Raw genomic sequence first — 14,425 nt, 5'->3', positions numbered from 1 at the left:
CGCCTTGTGGGCTGCGGCTTTTCAGTGTACCGTGCAGACCATGCAGGGGTCAAAGGAGCGCACCACGTGCTGCACCGCCACCGGCGTGTCTTCGCCGGCGCGCACCGGCGCCCCCACCAGCGCCTGTTCGAGCGCGCCCGGCACACCGGCGGCGTCGCGCGGGGCAAAGTTCCAGCTCGTGGGGGCCACGATCTGGTAGTTGGCGATGCGGCCCTGCTGCACCACCACCCAATGCCCTAGGCTGCCGCGCGCGGCCTCGGTCAGGCCCATGCCGCGCCCGGCATCGGGCAGCGGCGCCGGCACGCAGAAGGCCTCGCCGGGCTGTATGGCTTGCAGCCAGCGCTCCATCAGCGGCAAGACTTGCGCAAGCTCGAGGGCGCGCGCCAGCACCCGCGTCAGCACGCTGCACCCATGCAGCGCCACCGCCTCGCACACCAGCGGCTGCCCGGCCACCAGCTGTCGCGCCAGCGCCCCCGTCTCCACCACCTGGCCGGCCCAGCGCGGCGCCTTGTTCCAGGTGTAGGCATCGGCTTTGTCGGGGGCCGGGCGGGTCAGGCCGCTCCAGGGGTGCAGCGCCACCGCAGCGCCCTCAGCGCCCGCCGGGCCCGACTCGAGCCAGCTGCGGCTGGCGTCTTCGCTGATGGCCTCGGGCTGCAGCGCCAGCACCTGCGCGCCACCGGGCTGCTGCTGCCAGACCCCGGCCGGCAGCGCCAGCGTGCCGTCGGGCTGCGGGTAGGTGCCGTAGCTCAGGCAGCGCCCCGGGCCCAGCCCCAAACCAGCCAGCCCAGTGTCACGCGCCAGCGTGAGGAAAAAACGCAAATCGCCGGCCTCGGGCTGCGCGGCGTGCCAGCGCCACAGCCCGGCCAAGCTATCGAGGCCGCTCACGCGCTCCAGCGTGTCGGCAAACAGCTGCTGCTCCAGAAAGGCGCGCCATTCGCGCAATTTGGCGCGCAGCCGCACCCGCTCGGCGGCGTCGATGGCGCGCGTGCTGCCGCCGGGCTCGATCGATTGCGTGTGCGGCCACTTGCCGCCCAGCGTGCCCAGCAGGGTAAAGGCGCGCTGGCGCGCCGCCAGCGCCTGGCGGGTCTGCACCCCGTGTTCGGGCAAGTAGCGGCGCCGGGCTTCACCGTGCCAAGGCCGGTCGGCGTACACCGGCCGGCAGAAGTCGGGCATAAAGAAGGCGTAAAAGTGCGTCAGGTGGTCGGCCAGGTTTTCGGTCGCCAGCATCAGGTTGATGGCGTGCTGGCCGTTGGGCGGCGGCCTCACCCCAGCCAGATCGGCCAAGGCACGCGCGCCAGCCACCGACTGCGACACCGAGCAGATGCCGCAGATGCGGGGCACGAACACCAGCGCATCGTGCGCCAGTTTGCCGTGCAAAATCTGCTCAAAGCCGCGGTACATGGGCGCGTTCACGTGCGCCGCGCGCACCGCGCCGTCGGCCACGTCGAGCGTGACCTCGAGGTCGCCCTCGACGCGGTTGAAGGGCCCAACGATCAGGCGGCTCATGGGCGTGCGTTCATGGTGCGTTCATTTGAGCCGCGTGCGCCGCAGCGCGGGTTTTTGCAGCAGGTGGTCGGCTTCGGCGTTGTCGCGCACGCGCTTGGGCGTGGCGCTCTTGGACAACGCGGCCAGCGCGATGAACCAGGCCTTGGGCATGTCGGTCGGCAGCCCGATCGGGATGCCCGCCACCTTGGGCGTCTGGGCAAAGGCGTGGCCCGGCTCCTGGAAACCCGGCTCGGTGCAGGCGATGCAGGCGTAGCCGCCGCGGGTGCAGCTGCCCTCGCCGTTCCAGAGCCGGATGTTGCAGTCGGCGTGCACCTGGGTGCCCTTGCAGCCCATGTGCTCCATCAGGCAACCCAGATCGGAAGGCTTGACGGCGCTGGCCTTGAACTCGTAGTACTCGTTGCGCGTGCAGCCGTGGTGCACCAGCTGGTCGGCATAAAAGCGCGGCCGCGCCAGCGCGTCGAGGTCGGCGGCAGCCAGGCTGTCGGCCGCCAGCGCCGCCAGCGTGTCGAGCACCCAGTTCGGGTGCGTCGGGCAGCCAGCGATGTTGATCACCGGCAGGCCGCTGGCGCTGCGAAATTCGGCGCCCAGCAGGCCACCGGGGCGCTCGTCCTCGTACTGCAGGCCGCAGGCGTCGGTCGGGTTCTCGCCCGCCGCAGTGACCCCGCCCCACGCGGCGCAACTGCCCACCGCCAGCACGTGCCGCGCCCGGGCGGCCAGACGGCGCACCCAATCGATCATCGGCACCCCGGTGCCCGCCAGCACATGAAAGCGCCCGGTGCCGTGCGGGCCGCGCAGCAGCGCGCCTTCGATGCACAGTGCATCGAGCGGCTGGCGGCCATCGGCGCAGCGCTGCAGCAGCTCCAGCACCTCGGCGCCGCTGGCCAGCGAGAGCGAGGGGTGCCAGAGCAGCTCGATGTCGGCGGCGCGCAGCTGGCCGTGCCAGTCGGGGGTGTCGGCGCACAGCAGCGACATGCTGCAGCCGCCACAGCCCCCGGCTTGCAACCAGAGCAGGTTCATGCGCCGGGCTCCAGCCCAAAGCGCTGGATTTTGCTGCGCAGGCCCACGCGCGACAGGCCCAGCTCTTGCGCTGCACGGGTTTTGTTCCAGCGCTGGCGCAGCAGCGTTTCGCGCAGCAGCATGGCCTCGATCACTTCGAGCCGCTGCGCCAAGGTGCCGCTGCTGGGCACCAGCGCCGCCAGCTGGGCCGCGGCGCTGCCGGTGCCGTGCCCTTGCAGCACGCGCGGCGAGAACACCTCGGGGGGCAGCCGCGCGCCGTCGTGCAGCGCCAGCGCGCGCGCGATCTCGTTGCGCAGCTCGCGGATGTTGCCCGGCCACGGGTAAGCCAGCAGGCAAGCCAGGGTGCCATCGGGCAGTTCGGGCACCGGGCGGCGCAGCTCGGCGGCCACTTGGTGCAGCAGCTGCTGCGCGATCGGCCCGATGTCGGCCATGCGCTCGCGCAGCGGCGGCATGGTGAGGGTGACCGCAGCCAGGCGGTAGTACAAGTCTTCGCGAAACAGCCCGTCGCGCACGCGCTGCTCGAGTTCGCGGTGCGTGGCAGCCAGCACGCGCACATCGACCGGCAGCGGCCGCGCCGCACCCACCGGCCGCACCTCGCCCTCTTGCAGCACGCGCAGCAGCTTGACCTGAAACGCGGCCGAGGTCTCGCCGATCTCGTCGAGCAGCACGGTACCGCCGTGGGCACGCTGAAACAGCCCGACGTGGTCTTCGTAAGCGCCGGTGAAGGCCCCGCGCTTGTGGCCAAAGAGCTCGGACTCGAGCAGCGTGTCGGTGATGGCGGCGCAGTTTTCGACCACGAACGGGCCGCTCGCGCGCGGCGAGGCGTAGTGGATGGCGCGCGCCAGCAGCTCCTTGCCGGTGCCCGATTCGCCCAGCACCAGCACCGGCAAATCGTAGCGCGCCACCTTTGCCGCCAGCGCACAGACGCCGTCGAGCGGGCTGCCCGCTGCACGCACGATGCGCTCGAAGCCGTACACCTGCTGCACCTGCTGCTGGCGCTGGCTCACGCGCTGGCGCAGCGCCGGGGTGCTGGTGCGCAGCTCCAGATCCAGACGCGCGGTCTGGCGCTGCAGGGCTTGCGCCTCCACCGCGTTGCGCACCGAGTCGAGCAGGTGCTCGGGCGCCCAGGGTTTTAGGATGTACTGGTAGATGCCGGCTTCGTTGATGCCGGCCACGATGTCGGCGCTCTCGGAGTAGCCCGAAACGATGATGCGCACCACCTCGGGCCAGCGCTGGCGCACCTGCCTGAGAAAAGCCACGCCGCTGGTGCCGGGCATGCGCTGGTCGCACAGCAGCACCGCCACCGGCTCGCGCTCGAGCAAGGCGCTGGCCTGTTCGGCGCTGCCCGCGGTGAGCACGCGAAAGTCTTCCTCCAGGGTGCGCCGGATCGCTTCTTGCGAACGCAGTTCGTCATCGACCACCAGCACGGTGGGCTCGGGGTTGAGGGGCAAAGGGGGCGTGGTCAAAGCACTGGGCCGATCGGGAAACAAGGGTTGCGCGCTGGCCATTGTAGGCAAGCGCCAAACCAATGATCGCAGCCGGGTCAGCGGCGGCGATCGCTTTGGCCTGCAGCTGCAGCTTGGGCTGCGAATCAAACCGCAGAACCGGGTTTGAAATGCTGCACAATCCTTCGCATCCCACCCATCATCACCCACCCTCAGAGAGGAGCACCCGCGCCATGGCATCCGTCAACAAAGTCATACTGGTCGGCAACTGCGGCCGCGACGCCGAGATCCGCTACCTGCCTTCGGGCCAAGCAGTGGCCAACGTCACACTGGCCACCACCAGCCGGCGCAAAGACCGCACCAGCGGCGAAATGGTCGAAGACACCCAGTGGCACCGCATCACCTTCTACGAGCGGCTGGCCGAGATCGCCGGCGAGTACGTGAAAAAAGGCCGCCCGATCTACGTCGAAGGCCGCCTGAAATACGGCAAGTACACCGACCAGTCCGGCGTCGAGCGCAACACGGTCGACATCGTGGCCTCCGAGCTGCAGCTGCTTGGCGGCCGCGAAGGCATGGGCGCCCCCACCTCAGACGACGCTGGCGCCGCCCCGCGCGCTGCCGCCCCGGCAGCCAACCGGCCCGCCCCCAGCCGCCCCGCCGCCGCTAAACCCGCTGCCGCCTCGACCGACTTTGACGGCATGGAGGACGATATTCCGTTCTAGCCCGTAGGTTTCTTTGCATGTAAACAATAGCCAGCCCCTCGCCGAGGAGAGCGAGGAGCGGCCGTTTAGGCCACAGATGAATGCCCAGGAAGAAGCTTTTGACGACCTAGAGAAAAAATAAAGTTTACCTGATAGGTAAATATCGGTAGAATGGAGGGCTCTTGCAGATTCGTTACAAAGACAAGAAGGTTCGCGATCTGTGCGAGAAGCGCGTTGTCGCTGAGCAGAAATTGGGCGCCGCGTGCGCTGGGAAACTTCGCCTCCGCTTGAGTGATCTGGAGGCCGCCGGTCGGGTGTCAGATCTGGTGGCTGGCGGCTCGTGCTCTCTCCTGCCCACGACCCTTCGCCGGCCCGGCCAGATGGCGGGGTTGACTGGTCCCAAGTAACCATCGTCTGCATTGATTACGTAGGGGATTATCATGACTGAGCTGAGTGCTCCTTTCGCGCCAGACTGGGTCTCCCCACCTGGCGAAACCGTCCTCGACATTGTCGAGGAACGCGGCTGGACCCAAGCCGAACTGGCCCTCCGACTGGGGTATAGCGAAAAACATGTCAGCCACCTCATCAACGGCAAGGTGCCGCTGAGTGTCGATGCGGCCCTGCGCCTAGAGCGTGTGCTGGGCAGCTCGGCCGATTTTTGGTTGGCCCGCGAAGCCAATTTTCAACGCCACAAGGCACGGCTGGAAGCCGCCAAACGACACGCCACTTGGGCAGGTTGGCTGGACGAATTGCCGCTCAAAGAGCTGATGGCCTGCGGTGCAGTACCCAAAATGCGTGCAGATGCCAAAAACAAGCCTAGGCTGGTTGAAGCTTGCTTGCGATTTTTTGGCGTCGCATCGCCCGATGAATGGCGCAACCTTTACGCTGGCATGCACGTGGCCTTTAGGCGCAGCCGCGAGGACCAAAGCGACGTGGGTGCGATATCGGCTTGGCTGAGATTGGGCGAACAGCAAGCTGAAAAGCTGGACGGACCCAAGTACGACAAGGCCCGCTTCGAAAAAGCACTGGTGGCCATCCGAGCTCTGACCCGTGAGCAGCCCCAGGTTTTTGAACCCAAGCTGCGCAGCCTGTTGCAGGACGCGGGCGTGCTGCTGGTGCTGGTGCCTGCCATACCCCGCGCCCATGTGAGCGGGGTGGCGCGCTGGCTCAGCCCCACGCGCCCCTTGATCCAGCTGTCGCTCTACGGCAAGACCAACGACAAATTCTGGTTCAGCTTTTTCCATGAAGCCGCCCATATACTGCTGCATGCCAACAGCCCAGAAGACAAAAAATCCATCTTTCTGGATGACCCCAACGCAGCACACACCACCGACCCGCGGGAACATGAAGCCAACACTTGGGCAGGCAACTGTCTCATCCCTGAGCAACATGCGTCAACCCTTGCGAAGCTTCGTACCAAGAGGAAGGCGGAAGAGTTTGCGCAAGCCATCGGCGTCCACCCTGGCATCGTGGTGGGCCGCCTGCAGCATGACGGGTACATCGAACCCTCATGGATGAACGACCTCAAGCAGAGCTTTAGCCTCGAGGCGTCAGCCTGCGCGCAACCTGCATGCGCTGGCTCGTCTGGGTCGTAGCCGTGATTGCAAGGGCGCCCACGCAAACCCCGCTGCGCCCGCGCCCGAATGTCAGAGTCAGGTCAGCGACTTGCGCTAGCAAACCCCAGGCCTTGATGCCTGCATAATGGTGGGCCCAGCGCAGGCCTTCAGTTTGGCCTGAACGCTGCGATCACCACTACAAGCAGGAGCATCCATTGTCCACCCCCCCCAACGCCGCCGACCGCCCCTGGCTGAGCGCCTACCCAGACGGCGTGCCCGCCGACATCGACCTCTCGCCGTACCGCTCGCTGGTGCAATTGCTCGACGAGAGCTTGGCCAAGTACGCCGCGCGCAGCGCCTACCACTACATGGGCCACGACATGGCTTACGCCGAGGTGGACGCGCAGGCGCGTGCGCTGGCGGCTTATTGGCAGAGCAAGGGCTTGGTCAAAGGCGACCGGGTCGCGGTGATGATGCCCAATGTGTTGCAGTACCCGGTGGCGGTGGCGGCGATCCTGCGCGCCGGGCTGGTGGTGGTCAACGTCAACCCGCTCTACACCGCACGCGAGCTCGAACACCAGTTGAACGACTCTGGCGCCAAGGCGATCGTGATCATCGAAAACTTTGCCGCCACCCTAGCCGCCTGCCTAGGCAAAACGCCGGTCAAGCACATCGTACTGGCCTCGATGGGCGAGCTGCTGCCTTGGCCCAAGCGCTGGCTCGTCAATTACGTGGTGCGCCACGTCAAAAAACTGGTGCCGCCCTTTGAGCTGCCCAGCGCGGTGCGCTTTGCCGATGCCGTGCACCAGGGCCACGGGTTAAGTTTTAAGCCAGTGGACATCGGCCCGGACGACATGGCGGTGCTGCAATACACCGGCGGCACCACCGGGGTGAGCAAGGGCGCCGTGCTGCTGCACCGCAACGTGCTGGCCAACGTGCTGCAATCCGAGGCCTGGGACGCGCCGGTGATGCACCGCATTCCGGCCGGTGAGCAGCCCACCGCCGTGTGCGCGCTGCCGCTCTATCACATCTTCGCCTTCACGGTGAACATGATGCTGAGCCTGCGCAGCGGCGGCAAAAACATCCTCATTCCCAACCCGCGCGACTTGCCGGCGGTGTTCAAAGCCCTCAGGGGCCAGACCTTTCACAGCTTTCCGGCCGTCAACACGCTGTTCAACGGCATGCTGCACCACCCCGATTTTGGCAGCGTGAACTGGAGCCACCTTAAGGTCTCGATCGGCGGCGGCATGGCGGTGCAGGCGGCCGTGGCCAAGCTCTGGCTCGAGCGCACCGGCTGCCCGATCTGCGAGGGCTACGGCCTGTCCGAGACCAGCCCTTCGGCCAGCTGCAATCCGGTTACGGTCACGGCCTTCAGCGGCAGCATCGGCGTGCCGCTGCCGGGCACGCGCATGAAGTGCATCGACGACGAAGGCCACGAGGTGCCACTGGGTCAGCCGGGCGAGATCGCCATCCAGGGCCCTCAGGTCATGGCCGGCTATTGGCAGCGCCCCGACGAAACCGCCAAGGTGATGAGCGCCGACGGCTGGTTTCGCAGCGGCGACATCGGCGTGATGGACGAGCGCGGCTACTTTCGCATCGTGGACCGCAAGAAGGACATGATCCTGGTCAGCGGCTTCAACGTCTATCCCAACGAGGTCGAAGACGTGGTCATGGGCATGGGCGGGGTGCTCGAATGCGCGGCGGTGGGTATCCCCGACGAGCACTCGGGCGAGGCGGTCAAGCTGATCGTGGTCAAAAAAGACCCGGCCTTGAGTGAGCAGGCGGTGCGCGACTACTGCCGCGAGCGCCTGACCGGCTACAAAATCCCCAAGCTGATCGAGTTCCGCAGCGAACTGCCCAAAACCCCGGTCGGCAAAATTTTGCGCCGTCAATTGCGCCAGCCAAGCTAATCCGGAGTGTTCATGGGTCAACGCATCGCCCTCATCAGCGCCGTCCACGAAGAACTGGCCGAAATCCTGCAGCTCATGCCCGACGAACAGCAGGTGGCCTTGGGCGGGCGCACGTACTGGCAGGGGCACTTGCAAGGCCACGAGGTGGTGGCGGTGCTCAGCGGCATAGGCAAGGTGGCGGCCGCGACCACCACCGCGCTGCTGATCGAGCGCTTTGCTCCGCAGCAGGTGATTTTCACCGGCGTCGCTGGCGGGCTGATGTCGGGTGTGGAAGTGGGCGACATCGTGGTCGGCAGCGCCTTGGTGCAGCACGACCTCGACGCCACACCGCTGTTTGCGCGCCACGAGGTGCCGGGCTACGGCCGCAGCCGCTTCCAGCCCGATCTGGCCCTGACCCAAGTCCTGCACGCGGCCGCCAAAGACGCCGTCACCTGGTTGCCCAAGCTGCTCAACCCCGAGGTGTTGCGTGCCATGGGCCTGCACTCGCCCAGCGTGCACCAAGGCGAGATCGCCACCGGCGACCGCTTCGTGTCCTGCGAGGCCGACAGCGCCGCCCTGCGCGCGGCCTTGCCCGAGGCCCTGGCAGTGGACATGGAGAGCGCCGCCGTGGCGCAGGTGTGCCACGATTGCGGCCTGCCCTTTGCGGTGGTGCGCACGATCTCGGACCGCGCCGACAGCCAGGCGCACGTCGACTTCCGGCTTTTTTTGCACGAAGTGGCGCGCCACTACAGCGCGCGCATCGTGCGCAAGGCGCTCAACTTGCTCTAACGGGGGCTGAGCCAGCCTCTAATCGGCTGCGCGGCTTAGCGGCCCTAGCGCAGCCAGCCGCGCTTGCGAAAGTACAGCATCGGGATCACCGCCGCCAACACCATCATGCCGATGGCCATCGGGTAGCCGAGCTCCCATTGCAGTTCGGGCATGTGCTCGAAGTTCATACCGTAGCTGCTCGCCACCAGCGTGGGCGGCAGCAGCGAGACCGCGGCCACCGAGAAGATCTTGATGATCTTGTTCTGGTTGATGTTGATGAAACCGATGGTGGCGTCCAGCAAGAAGTTGATTTTCTCGAACATGAACGCGGTGTGGCTGTCGAGCGAGTCGAGGTCGCGCAGAATCTGGCGCGCGTCCTCGTGCTGCGCCGCGCTTAGCAGCCGGGTGCGGATCATGAAACTGACCGCTCGCCGGGTGTCCATCATGTTGCGCCGGATGCGGCCCGACATGTCTTCGTGGCGCGCGATCGCCGCCAGCACCTCGCTCGCCTTGTGGTCGGTCACGTCGCCGGCCAGCACCTGGCGGCTGACCTTTTCGAGGTCGTCGTAGATGTCTTCGACCGTGTCGGCGCAGTATTCGGCGTCGGTGTCAAATAGGCTCAGCAGCACGTCTTTGGCGTCTTCGATCAGGCCCGGCATGCGGCGCGCGCGCAAGCGCAGCAGCCTGAACACCGGCACGTCTTCGTCGTGGATCGAAAACAGCACGCCGCGGCTTTTCAGGGCGTCGTTGTGTTCGTTCAGGATGAAAGCCACGCGCACCGCGCGCGGGTCGGCGTCATCGGCGATCAGAAAGTCGCTGCGCACGTGCAGCTCGCCGTTGTCTTCTTGGAAAAAGCGGGCCGACTCTTCGATGTCCTCGTCCATCGCGTCTTCGGGGATGGACAGGCCAAAATGCTGGCGCACCCAGCGCCGCTCTTCGGGCGTGGGCGCTTCCATATCGACCCACACCGGCGTGAAGCGGGCCAGGTCTTCGAGCGATTCGATTTCTTCTTGAAACAGGCGGCCGTTGGCCAAGGTGAACACGTTGAGCATGGGGCAAGCTCCTTGGGGCTACAGGTGGTGGTTTGGGCAGCAGCGGGCGCTGCCCATTGCGGCAAGGTGGGAGGGGAGCGATGCGCTTTCGGCCTCCCCCGCCCTAGCCTTTGCGCCACACCCCCCAATGGAGCTCGACGTCAGCCAGAAGCGCAGGAAGCCGAAAGCGCGCGACTAGGGGCGCTGTCCATTCGGGGCTTTCAGTGGTTGATTCAGCCACACATTATGCCCGCAAAGTGTGAGGCCCATGTGGCCGCCGCAGCTGCACCTTGAGCCAGCTCAAAGGCCATGGCACCCGCATTCGTGGCACACTTGCCCCCAGCCACCGAACATGGCATAGTGCCCACAAGGCGGCAGCCAGTTTTCGCCGGCCGACCCAGTTGGGGTCGGCCTTTACAACCCGAGCTTTAGGAGGCTCTCCATGAACTTGTCGATCAACGGTCATCATCTCGAAGTCACCCCGGCGCTGCGCACGTATGTCACGGCCAAACTCGACCGGATTGCTCGGCATTTTGACCAAGTCGTCGATGTGCGCGTGCTGCTGACGGTGGACAACCAGACCGAAAAGGCCCTGCGCCAGAAAGCAGAGTGCAACATCCACATCAAGGGCAAAGACATCTTCGCCGAAAGCAGCCATGCCGACCTTTACGCCGCCGTCGATGAGCTGGCCGACAAGCTCGACCGGCAGGTGCTGCGCCACAAAACCAAGATGCAAGACCACCACCACGAAACGGCCAAACGCGAAACGCACTGACACCGCCCCCTGAGCCCCCGCAGCTTTTGTGCTGCGCTGCAACAAGCCGCCCATTTTGTCAAGCGGCTTGTTTGTTTTCTGCACTTGCCAACGCGTCGCAAAAGCGCATAATTCGCGCCTTGCGAGGTCTTTATGAACCGTCTTTCTGCCATTTTGCCTGCCGATCAGGTGCTGGTCGCGCTCGATGCCACCAGCAAAAAGCGCGCCTTCGAAGAAGCTGGGCTGCTGTTTGAATCCCTGCACGGGCTCAACCGCGCCCTCATCACCGACAGCCTGTTTGCGCGCGAGCGGCTGGGCTCGACCGGGCTCGGGCATGGGGTGGCAATCCCGCACGGGCGCATCAAGGGCCTCAAGCAACCCTTGGCGGCGGTGTTCCAGCTCGCCGAGCCGATCGGCTTCGACGCCCCCGACGAGCAACCGGTGCGGCTGATGTTTTTTTTGCTGGTGCCCGAAGCGGCGACGCAAAAACACCTGGAAATTTTGTCCGATATCGCCGAACTGCTCAGCGATGCGGCGCTGCGCGAGCAGATGAAGCGCAGCACCGCCGCGTCCGATCTGCACGCCCTGATCCACAACTGGCACTCGGCGCACGCACTGGCCTAAGCGGCGCAGGCGCAAACCAGTCATGGCCGCGCACTGCAGATGAAGCCGGTTGCGATCAACGCCGACGCCTTGTTCGAGGAGCACCGCGAGACCCTCAAGTGGCAGTGGGTGGCTGGGCAGAGCGCCTCCGAGCGCCGTTTTCTCGAGCAGGCGGTGAGCGCAGCGCGCTCTGGGGCCGACTTGGTCGGCTACCTCAACTACATCCACCCCTACCGGGTGCAGATTCTGGGGCGGCGCGAGGTGGACTACCTGCTCAACGCCAGCGCCGACGATTGCCGGCGCCGCGTGGCGCGCATTGTGGAACTCGAGCCCCCGGCCTTGGTGCTGGCCGACGAGGTGCCCCCACCGGCCGAACTGGTGGCCATGTGCGAGCGCGCCCAGATTCCACTCTTTATCACCGCATCTTCAGCCGCCTTTGTCATCGACGTGCTGCGCGCGCACCTGTCGCGCCTGTTTGCCGACAGCGCCACCTTGCACGGCGTGTTCCTGGATATTTTTGGCCTCGGTGTGCTGATCACTGGCGAATCGGGCCTGGGCAAGAGCGAACTCGGGCTCGAGCTGGTCTCGCGCGGGCACGGCTTGGTGGCCGACGACGCCGTCGATATCGACCGCATCAACCAAACCGTGCTCGAAGGCCGCTGCCCCGAGCTGTTGCAAAACCTGCTGGAAGTGCGCGGCATCGGGCTGCTCGACATCAAGGCCATTTTTGGCGAAACCGCCGTGCGGCGCAAAATGCGGCTGCGCCTGATCGTCTATCTGGTGCGCAAAGAGACGCTGGAGCGCGACTTTGAGCGCCTGCCGCACGAGCCGCTGTACCACGACGTGCTCGGGGTGGCGGTGCGCAAGGTGGTGATTCAGGTGGTGGCCGGGCGCAACATGGCGGTGCTGGTCGAAGCCGCCGTGCGCAACACCATTTTGCAGCTGCGCGGCATCGATACCTACCAGGAGTTCGCCCAGCGCCAGCGCGCGGCGATGCTGCGCGGGGGGTGAGAGGCTGAGAGGCAATCGGTCATGCCCGCCTTGACGCCCCAAAACACCGCCTGCGGCGTTGCAAATGCTCGCCGTAGCACGGGCTACGGCTGTGCTTTGCGCCTTGCCGTCGGCGCTTTGGAGCGCCCTTTCGGACACGCCCAATTGCCTCTCAGCCTCTGAGTCCAGAACCGACTCTCACGGTTCAAAGGGCTTGTGCGCGCTGTGGTGCGACGTAGCGGGCTCGGGCTTGGCGCACTTGCTCGTGGTGCGCTTGCGCCCATTGCTCTAGGCTGCGCAGGGGTTTGATGAACGACGCACCCAGCGGTGTCAGGGCGTATTCGACCTTGGGTGGAACGGTCGGGTACAGCGTGCGCGAGACCAGCCCATCTTGCTCCAGCCGGCGCAATGTCTGTGCCAGCATGCGCTGCGATATGTCGTCGATGCGCGCTTTCAGGACCGAGAACCGCTGCGTTCCACGCTCATCCAAAACCATCAGCACCAGCATGCTCCATCGATCGCCCAGACGGTCCAGCACATCGCGCACGGGGCATTGATCGGCATAGGGTGCACGGGACTTGTGCAGGTTCATGAAGTTCCTTGGTGACTTGGCGGTAACCCGGTCACTTTTACAACATCTCTTGCGGGGTACCCAGAATGCCGGCATCATAAAGGACTTGTTTCCTTTTTGAAAGTGAGTTCCTTATGAATACCAATGACCACAACAACACCAGACTGCTCGTGACGGGCGCCTCGGGCCAACTGGGGCTGCGTGTCGTGCACCACCTGCTGAACACTTTGGGTGTGCCGGCACAGCGTTTGATCGCCACGACGCGCGCGCCAGCCAAGCTGGCTGCGTTGGCCGCGCAGGGCGTGGACGTGCGTGCCGCAGACTTTGATGACGCGCAAGCGCTGGCCCCTTGTTTCCGGGGGGCCAGCCGCATGCTGCTCATCAGCACCGATGCGCTTGACGTTGCCGGTCGACGTTTGGCGCAACACCGCAACGCCATCCGAGCGGCCGAACTGGCGGGCCTTGACCACGTGGCCTACACCTCCATGCCGGTGCCACATCGCTCCCCACTGCTGATCGCGCCAGACCACGCCGGCAGCGAGGATGCCCTAGCCGCCAGCGCCTTGCCGAACTGGACCGTGTTGCGCCACCACTGGTATTTTGAAAACCTGTTTATGACGCTGCCCCAGGTGCTGCCGACGGGTAAATGGTACTCGGCTGCGGGTCAAGGGCGGGTGGCGCACATTGCGCGCGACGACCTGGCCTTGGCGGCTGCCACCGTTCTGGCCGGCAAAGGGAGCGGCAAAAACACCTGGACCCTGAGCGGAACAAGGGCCTACTCCACGGTTGAAATGGCTGCATTGATTGCCAAGGCTGTGGGCCAGCCGATCGACGTGGTGCCCGTGGCGCTGGAGGATCTGGTGCAGGGCATGGTCGCGGCTGGGCTGCCCGAGCCGCTGGCGCGCGTGTTTGCGTCGTTCGACACCAACACCGCCGCCGGCTGCGTGGCAGAAGTCACGGGCGATTTCGAACGCATCACAGGGCGCAAGCCACAAGCTTTCGAAGCCTGGTTGGCGCAGAGCACGCCTGCGCTGATGGGAAGGCACTGACGCGCGAGTGCGCGGCTTTGACGCGCCGTCAGCGCCGGCCCGGCACGCGGTGCGCGCAGTCGGGCTTGGTGCAGTGCGCGTACAGCGACAGCGCGTGCTCTTGCAGCTTAAAACCGCGTTGCTCGGCCACCGCGTGCTGGCGCTGCTCGATCTCGGCGTCGTAAAACTCCTCCACCCGGCCGCAATCCAGGCACACCAAATGGTCGTGGTGCTGGCCTTCGTTGAGCTCAAACACCGCTTTGCCCGACTCGAAATTGCTGCGCACCAGCAGCCCGGCCTGCTCAAACTGCGTCAGCACCCGGTACACGGTGGCCAGCCCGATGTCGGCGTGGTCGGCCAGCAGCACCCGGAACACGTCTTCGGCCGTCATGTGGCGCTGGCGGCCGGTCTGAAAGATCTCCAAGATTTTCAGCCGCGGCAGGGTGGCCTTGAGGCCGGTGCTTTTGAGTTCGTCGATGTTGCTCATGCGGTTGGTGCGGGTGGCTGCCTGGGTCGGCAAGGGCTACAATGGCCTGCATCATAGTACGGTGCGCCTTGGTGTGCAC

General features: G+C 65.7%; 14 protein-coding genes and 1 pseudogene. 9 read left to right on the top strand and 6 right to left on the bottom strand.

The annotated features are described in order from the left end of the window. Nucleotides 1-21: 21 nt before the first annotated feature. Genes SMCB_RS11520 through SMCB_RS11510 form a run of 3 tightly spaced genes read right to left on the bottom strand, consistent with a single transcriptional unit; the run spans nucleotide 22 to nucleotide 3,950 of the window. On the bottom strand, nucleotides 22-1,506 hold the full coding sequence (locus tag SMCB_RS11520) for a nickel-dependent hydrogenase large subunit (RefSeq protein ID WP_045537149.1): 1,485 nt from the start codon (nucleotides 1,504-1,506) through the stop codon (nucleotides 22-24). 21 nt (nucleotides 1,507-1,527) lie between these two features. After that, nucleotides 1,528-2,523, bottom strand: coding sequence for an NADH-quinone oxidoreductase subunit B family protein (locus SMCB_RS11515; RefSeq protein WP_045537147.1), 996 nt, complete (start codon nucleotides 2,521-2,523; stop codon nucleotides 1,528-1,530). Further along, on the bottom strand, nucleotides 2,520-3,950 hold the full coding sequence (locus tag SMCB_RS11510) for a sigma-54-dependent transcriptional regulator (protein ID WP_420834911.1): 1,431 nt from the start codon (nucleotides 3,948-3,950) through the stop codon (nucleotides 2,520-2,522). Before SMCB_RS11510 ends, SMCB_RS11515 begins: the two co-directional genes overlap by 4 nt. 251 nt (nucleotides 3,951-4,201) lie before the next feature. On the opposite strand from SMCB_RS11510, the gene ssb reads away from it, so the two are divergent. The 5 genes and pseudogenes from ssb to SMCB_RS11485 all read left to right on the top strand — a co-directional run bounded on the left by ssb (nucleotide 4,202) and on the right by SMCB_RS11485 (nucleotide 8,903). Further along, complete coding sequence (gene ssb / locus SMCB_RS11505) at nucleotides 4,202-4,690, top strand: single-stranded DNA-binding protein (RefSeq protein WP_045537145.1); 489 nt, start codon at nucleotides 4,202-4,204, stop codon at nucleotides 4,688-4,690. A gap of 419 nt (nucleotides 4,691-5,109) precedes the next feature. Then, nucleotides 5,110-5,268, top strand: a pseudogene (locus SMCB_RS13395) (helix-turn-helix transcriptional regulator); the annotation flags it as partial. Nucleotides 5,269-5,331: 63 nt separating this feature from the next. Continuing rightward, complete coding sequence (locus tag SMCB_RS11495; protein WP_231851213.1) at nucleotides 5,332-6,264, top strand: ImmA/IrrE family metallo-endopeptidase; 933 nt, start codon at nucleotides 5,332-5,334, stop codon at nucleotides 6,262-6,264. A gap of 176 nt (nucleotides 6,265-6,440) precedes the next feature. Then, the gene (locus tag SMCB_RS11490; RefSeq protein ID WP_045537141.1) at nucleotides 6,441-8,135 is read left to right on the top strand and encodes a long-chain-fatty-acid--CoA ligase; all 1,695 of its coding nucleotides are present in this window, start codon (nucleotides 6,441-6,443) and stop codon (nucleotides 8,133-8,135) included. A 12-nt stretch (nucleotides 8,136-8,147) separates the two neighbouring features. Continuing rightward, on the top strand, nucleotides 8,148-8,903 hold the full coding sequence (locus SMCB_RS11485; protein ID WP_045537139.1) for a 5'-methylthioadenosine/adenosylhomocysteine nucleosidase: 756 nt from the start codon (nucleotides 8,148-8,150) through the stop codon (nucleotides 8,901-8,903). Nucleotides 8,904-8,947: 44 nt separating this feature from the next. On the opposite strand, the gene corA is transcribed toward SMCB_RS11485, so the two are convergent. Beyond that, nucleotides 8,948-9,934: a magnesium/cobalt transporter CorA gene (corA, locus tag SMCB_RS11480; RefSeq protein WP_045537138.1), complete on the bottom strand. Its 987-nt coding sequence runs from the start codon at nucleotides 9,932-9,934 to the stop codon at nucleotides 8,948-8,950. 421 nt (nucleotides 9,935-10,355) lie between these two features. On the opposite strand from corA, the gene hpf reads away from it, so the two are divergent. The 3 genes from hpf to hprK all read left to right on the top strand — a co-directional run bounded on the left by hpf (nucleotide 10,356) and on the right by hprK (nucleotide 12,281). Next, nucleotides 10,356-10,688, top strand: coding sequence for a ribosome hibernation-promoting factor, HPF/YfiA family (hpf, locus tag SMCB_RS11475; protein ID WP_045537136.1), 333 nt, complete (start codon nucleotides 10,356-10,358; stop codon nucleotides 10,686-10,688). A gap of 132 nt (nucleotides 10,689-10,820) precedes the next feature. Then, complete coding sequence (locus SMCB_RS11470) at nucleotides 10,821-11,291, top strand: PTS sugar transporter subunit IIA (protein ID WP_045537135.1); 471 nt, start codon at nucleotides 10,821-10,823, stop codon at nucleotides 11,289-11,291. A gap of 39 nt (nucleotides 11,292-11,330) precedes the next feature. Next, entirely contained in the window at nucleotides 11,331-12,281 is a 951-nt protein-coding gene (gene hprK / locus SMCB_RS11465) for an HPr(Ser) kinase/phosphatase (protein ID WP_045537134.1), read from the top strand. A gap of 184 nt (nucleotides 12,282-12,465) precedes the next feature. Here hprK and SMCB_RS11460 read toward each other — a convergent pair whose 3' ends face one another. Continuing rightward, entirely contained in the window at nucleotides 12,466-12,852 is a 387-nt protein-coding gene (locus SMCB_RS11460; RefSeq protein ID WP_045537133.1) for a winged helix-turn-helix transcriptional regulator, read from the bottom strand. Nucleotides 12,853-12,965: 113 nt separating this feature from the next. Here SMCB_RS11460 and SMCB_RS11455 point away from each other — a divergent pair, with 113 nt between their 5' ends. Further along, a complete protein-coding gene (locus tag SMCB_RS11455) occupies nucleotides 12,966-13,880 on the top strand; it encodes an NAD(P)H-binding protein (protein ID WP_045537132.1) in 915 nt (304 codons plus the stop codon). Between the two features lie 28 nt (nucleotides 13,881-13,908). On the opposite strand, the gene fur is transcribed toward SMCB_RS11455, so the two are convergent. Continuing rightward, complete coding sequence (fur, locus tag SMCB_RS11450) at nucleotides 13,909-14,346, bottom strand: ferric iron uptake transcriptional regulator (RefSeq protein WP_045538129.1); 438 nt, start codon at nucleotides 14,344-14,346, stop codon at nucleotides 13,909-13,911. Between the last annotated feature and the right edge of the window lie 79 nt (nucleotides 14,347-14,425).

It is taken from the genome of Serpentinimonas maccroryi (assembly GCF_000828915.1).
Lineage (GTDB): Bacteria > Pseudomonadota > Gammaproteobacteria > Burkholderiales > Burkholderiaceae_C > Serpentinimonas > Serpentinimonas maccroryi.
Note: the sequence above shows the minus strand (reverse complement) of the source record. Positions and strands in the feature narration are given on the sequence as shown.

What these genes read in the sequence shown, in the direction of transcription:
- SMCB_RS11485 (WP_045537139.1), top strand. Translation starts at nt 8,148, where the DNA reads ATGGGTCAACGCATCGCCCTCATCAGCGCCGTCCACGAAGAACTGGCC.
- SMCB_RS11455 (WP_045537132.1), top strand. Translation starts at nt 12,966, where the DNA reads ATGAATACCAATGACCACAACAACACCAGACTGCTCGTGACGGGCGCC.
- hpf (WP_045537136.1), top strand. Translation starts at nt 10,356, where the DNA reads ATGAACTTGTCGATCAACGGTCATCATCTCGAAGTCACCCCGGCGCTG.
- hprK (WP_045537134.1), top strand. Translation starts at nt 11,331, where the DNA reads ATGAAGCCGGTTGCGATCAACGCCGACGCCTTGTTCGAGGAGCACCGC.
- fur (WP_045538129.1), bottom strand. Translation starts at nt 14,346, where the DNA reads ATGAGCAACATCGACGAACTCAAAAGCACCGGCCTCAAGGCCACCCTG.
- ssb (WP_045537145.1), top strand. Translation starts at nt 4,202, where the DNA reads ATGGCATCCGTCAACAAAGTCATACTGGTCGGCAACTGCGGCCGCGAC.
- SMCB_RS11470 (WP_045537135.1), top strand. Translation starts at nt 10,821, where the DNA reads ATGAACCGTCTTTCTGCCATTTTGCCTGCCGATCAGGTGCTGGTCGCG.
- SMCB_RS11460 (WP_045537133.1), bottom strand. Translation starts at nt 12,852, where the DNA reads ATGAACCTGCACAAGTCCCGTGCACCCTATGCCGATCAATGCCCCGTG.
- SMCB_RS11515 (WP_045537147.1), bottom strand. Translation starts at nt 2,523, where the DNA reads ATGAACCTGCTCTGGTTGCAAGCCGGGGGCTGTGGCGGCTGCAGCATG.
- SMCB_RS11520 (WP_045537149.1), bottom strand. Translation starts at nt 1,506, where the DNA reads ATGAGCCGCCTGATCGTTGGGCCCTTCAACCGCGTCGAGGGCGACCTC.
- corA (WP_045537138.1), bottom strand. Translation starts at nt 9,934, where the DNA reads ATGCTCAACGTGTTCACCTTGGCCAACGGCCGCCTGTTTCAAGAAGAA.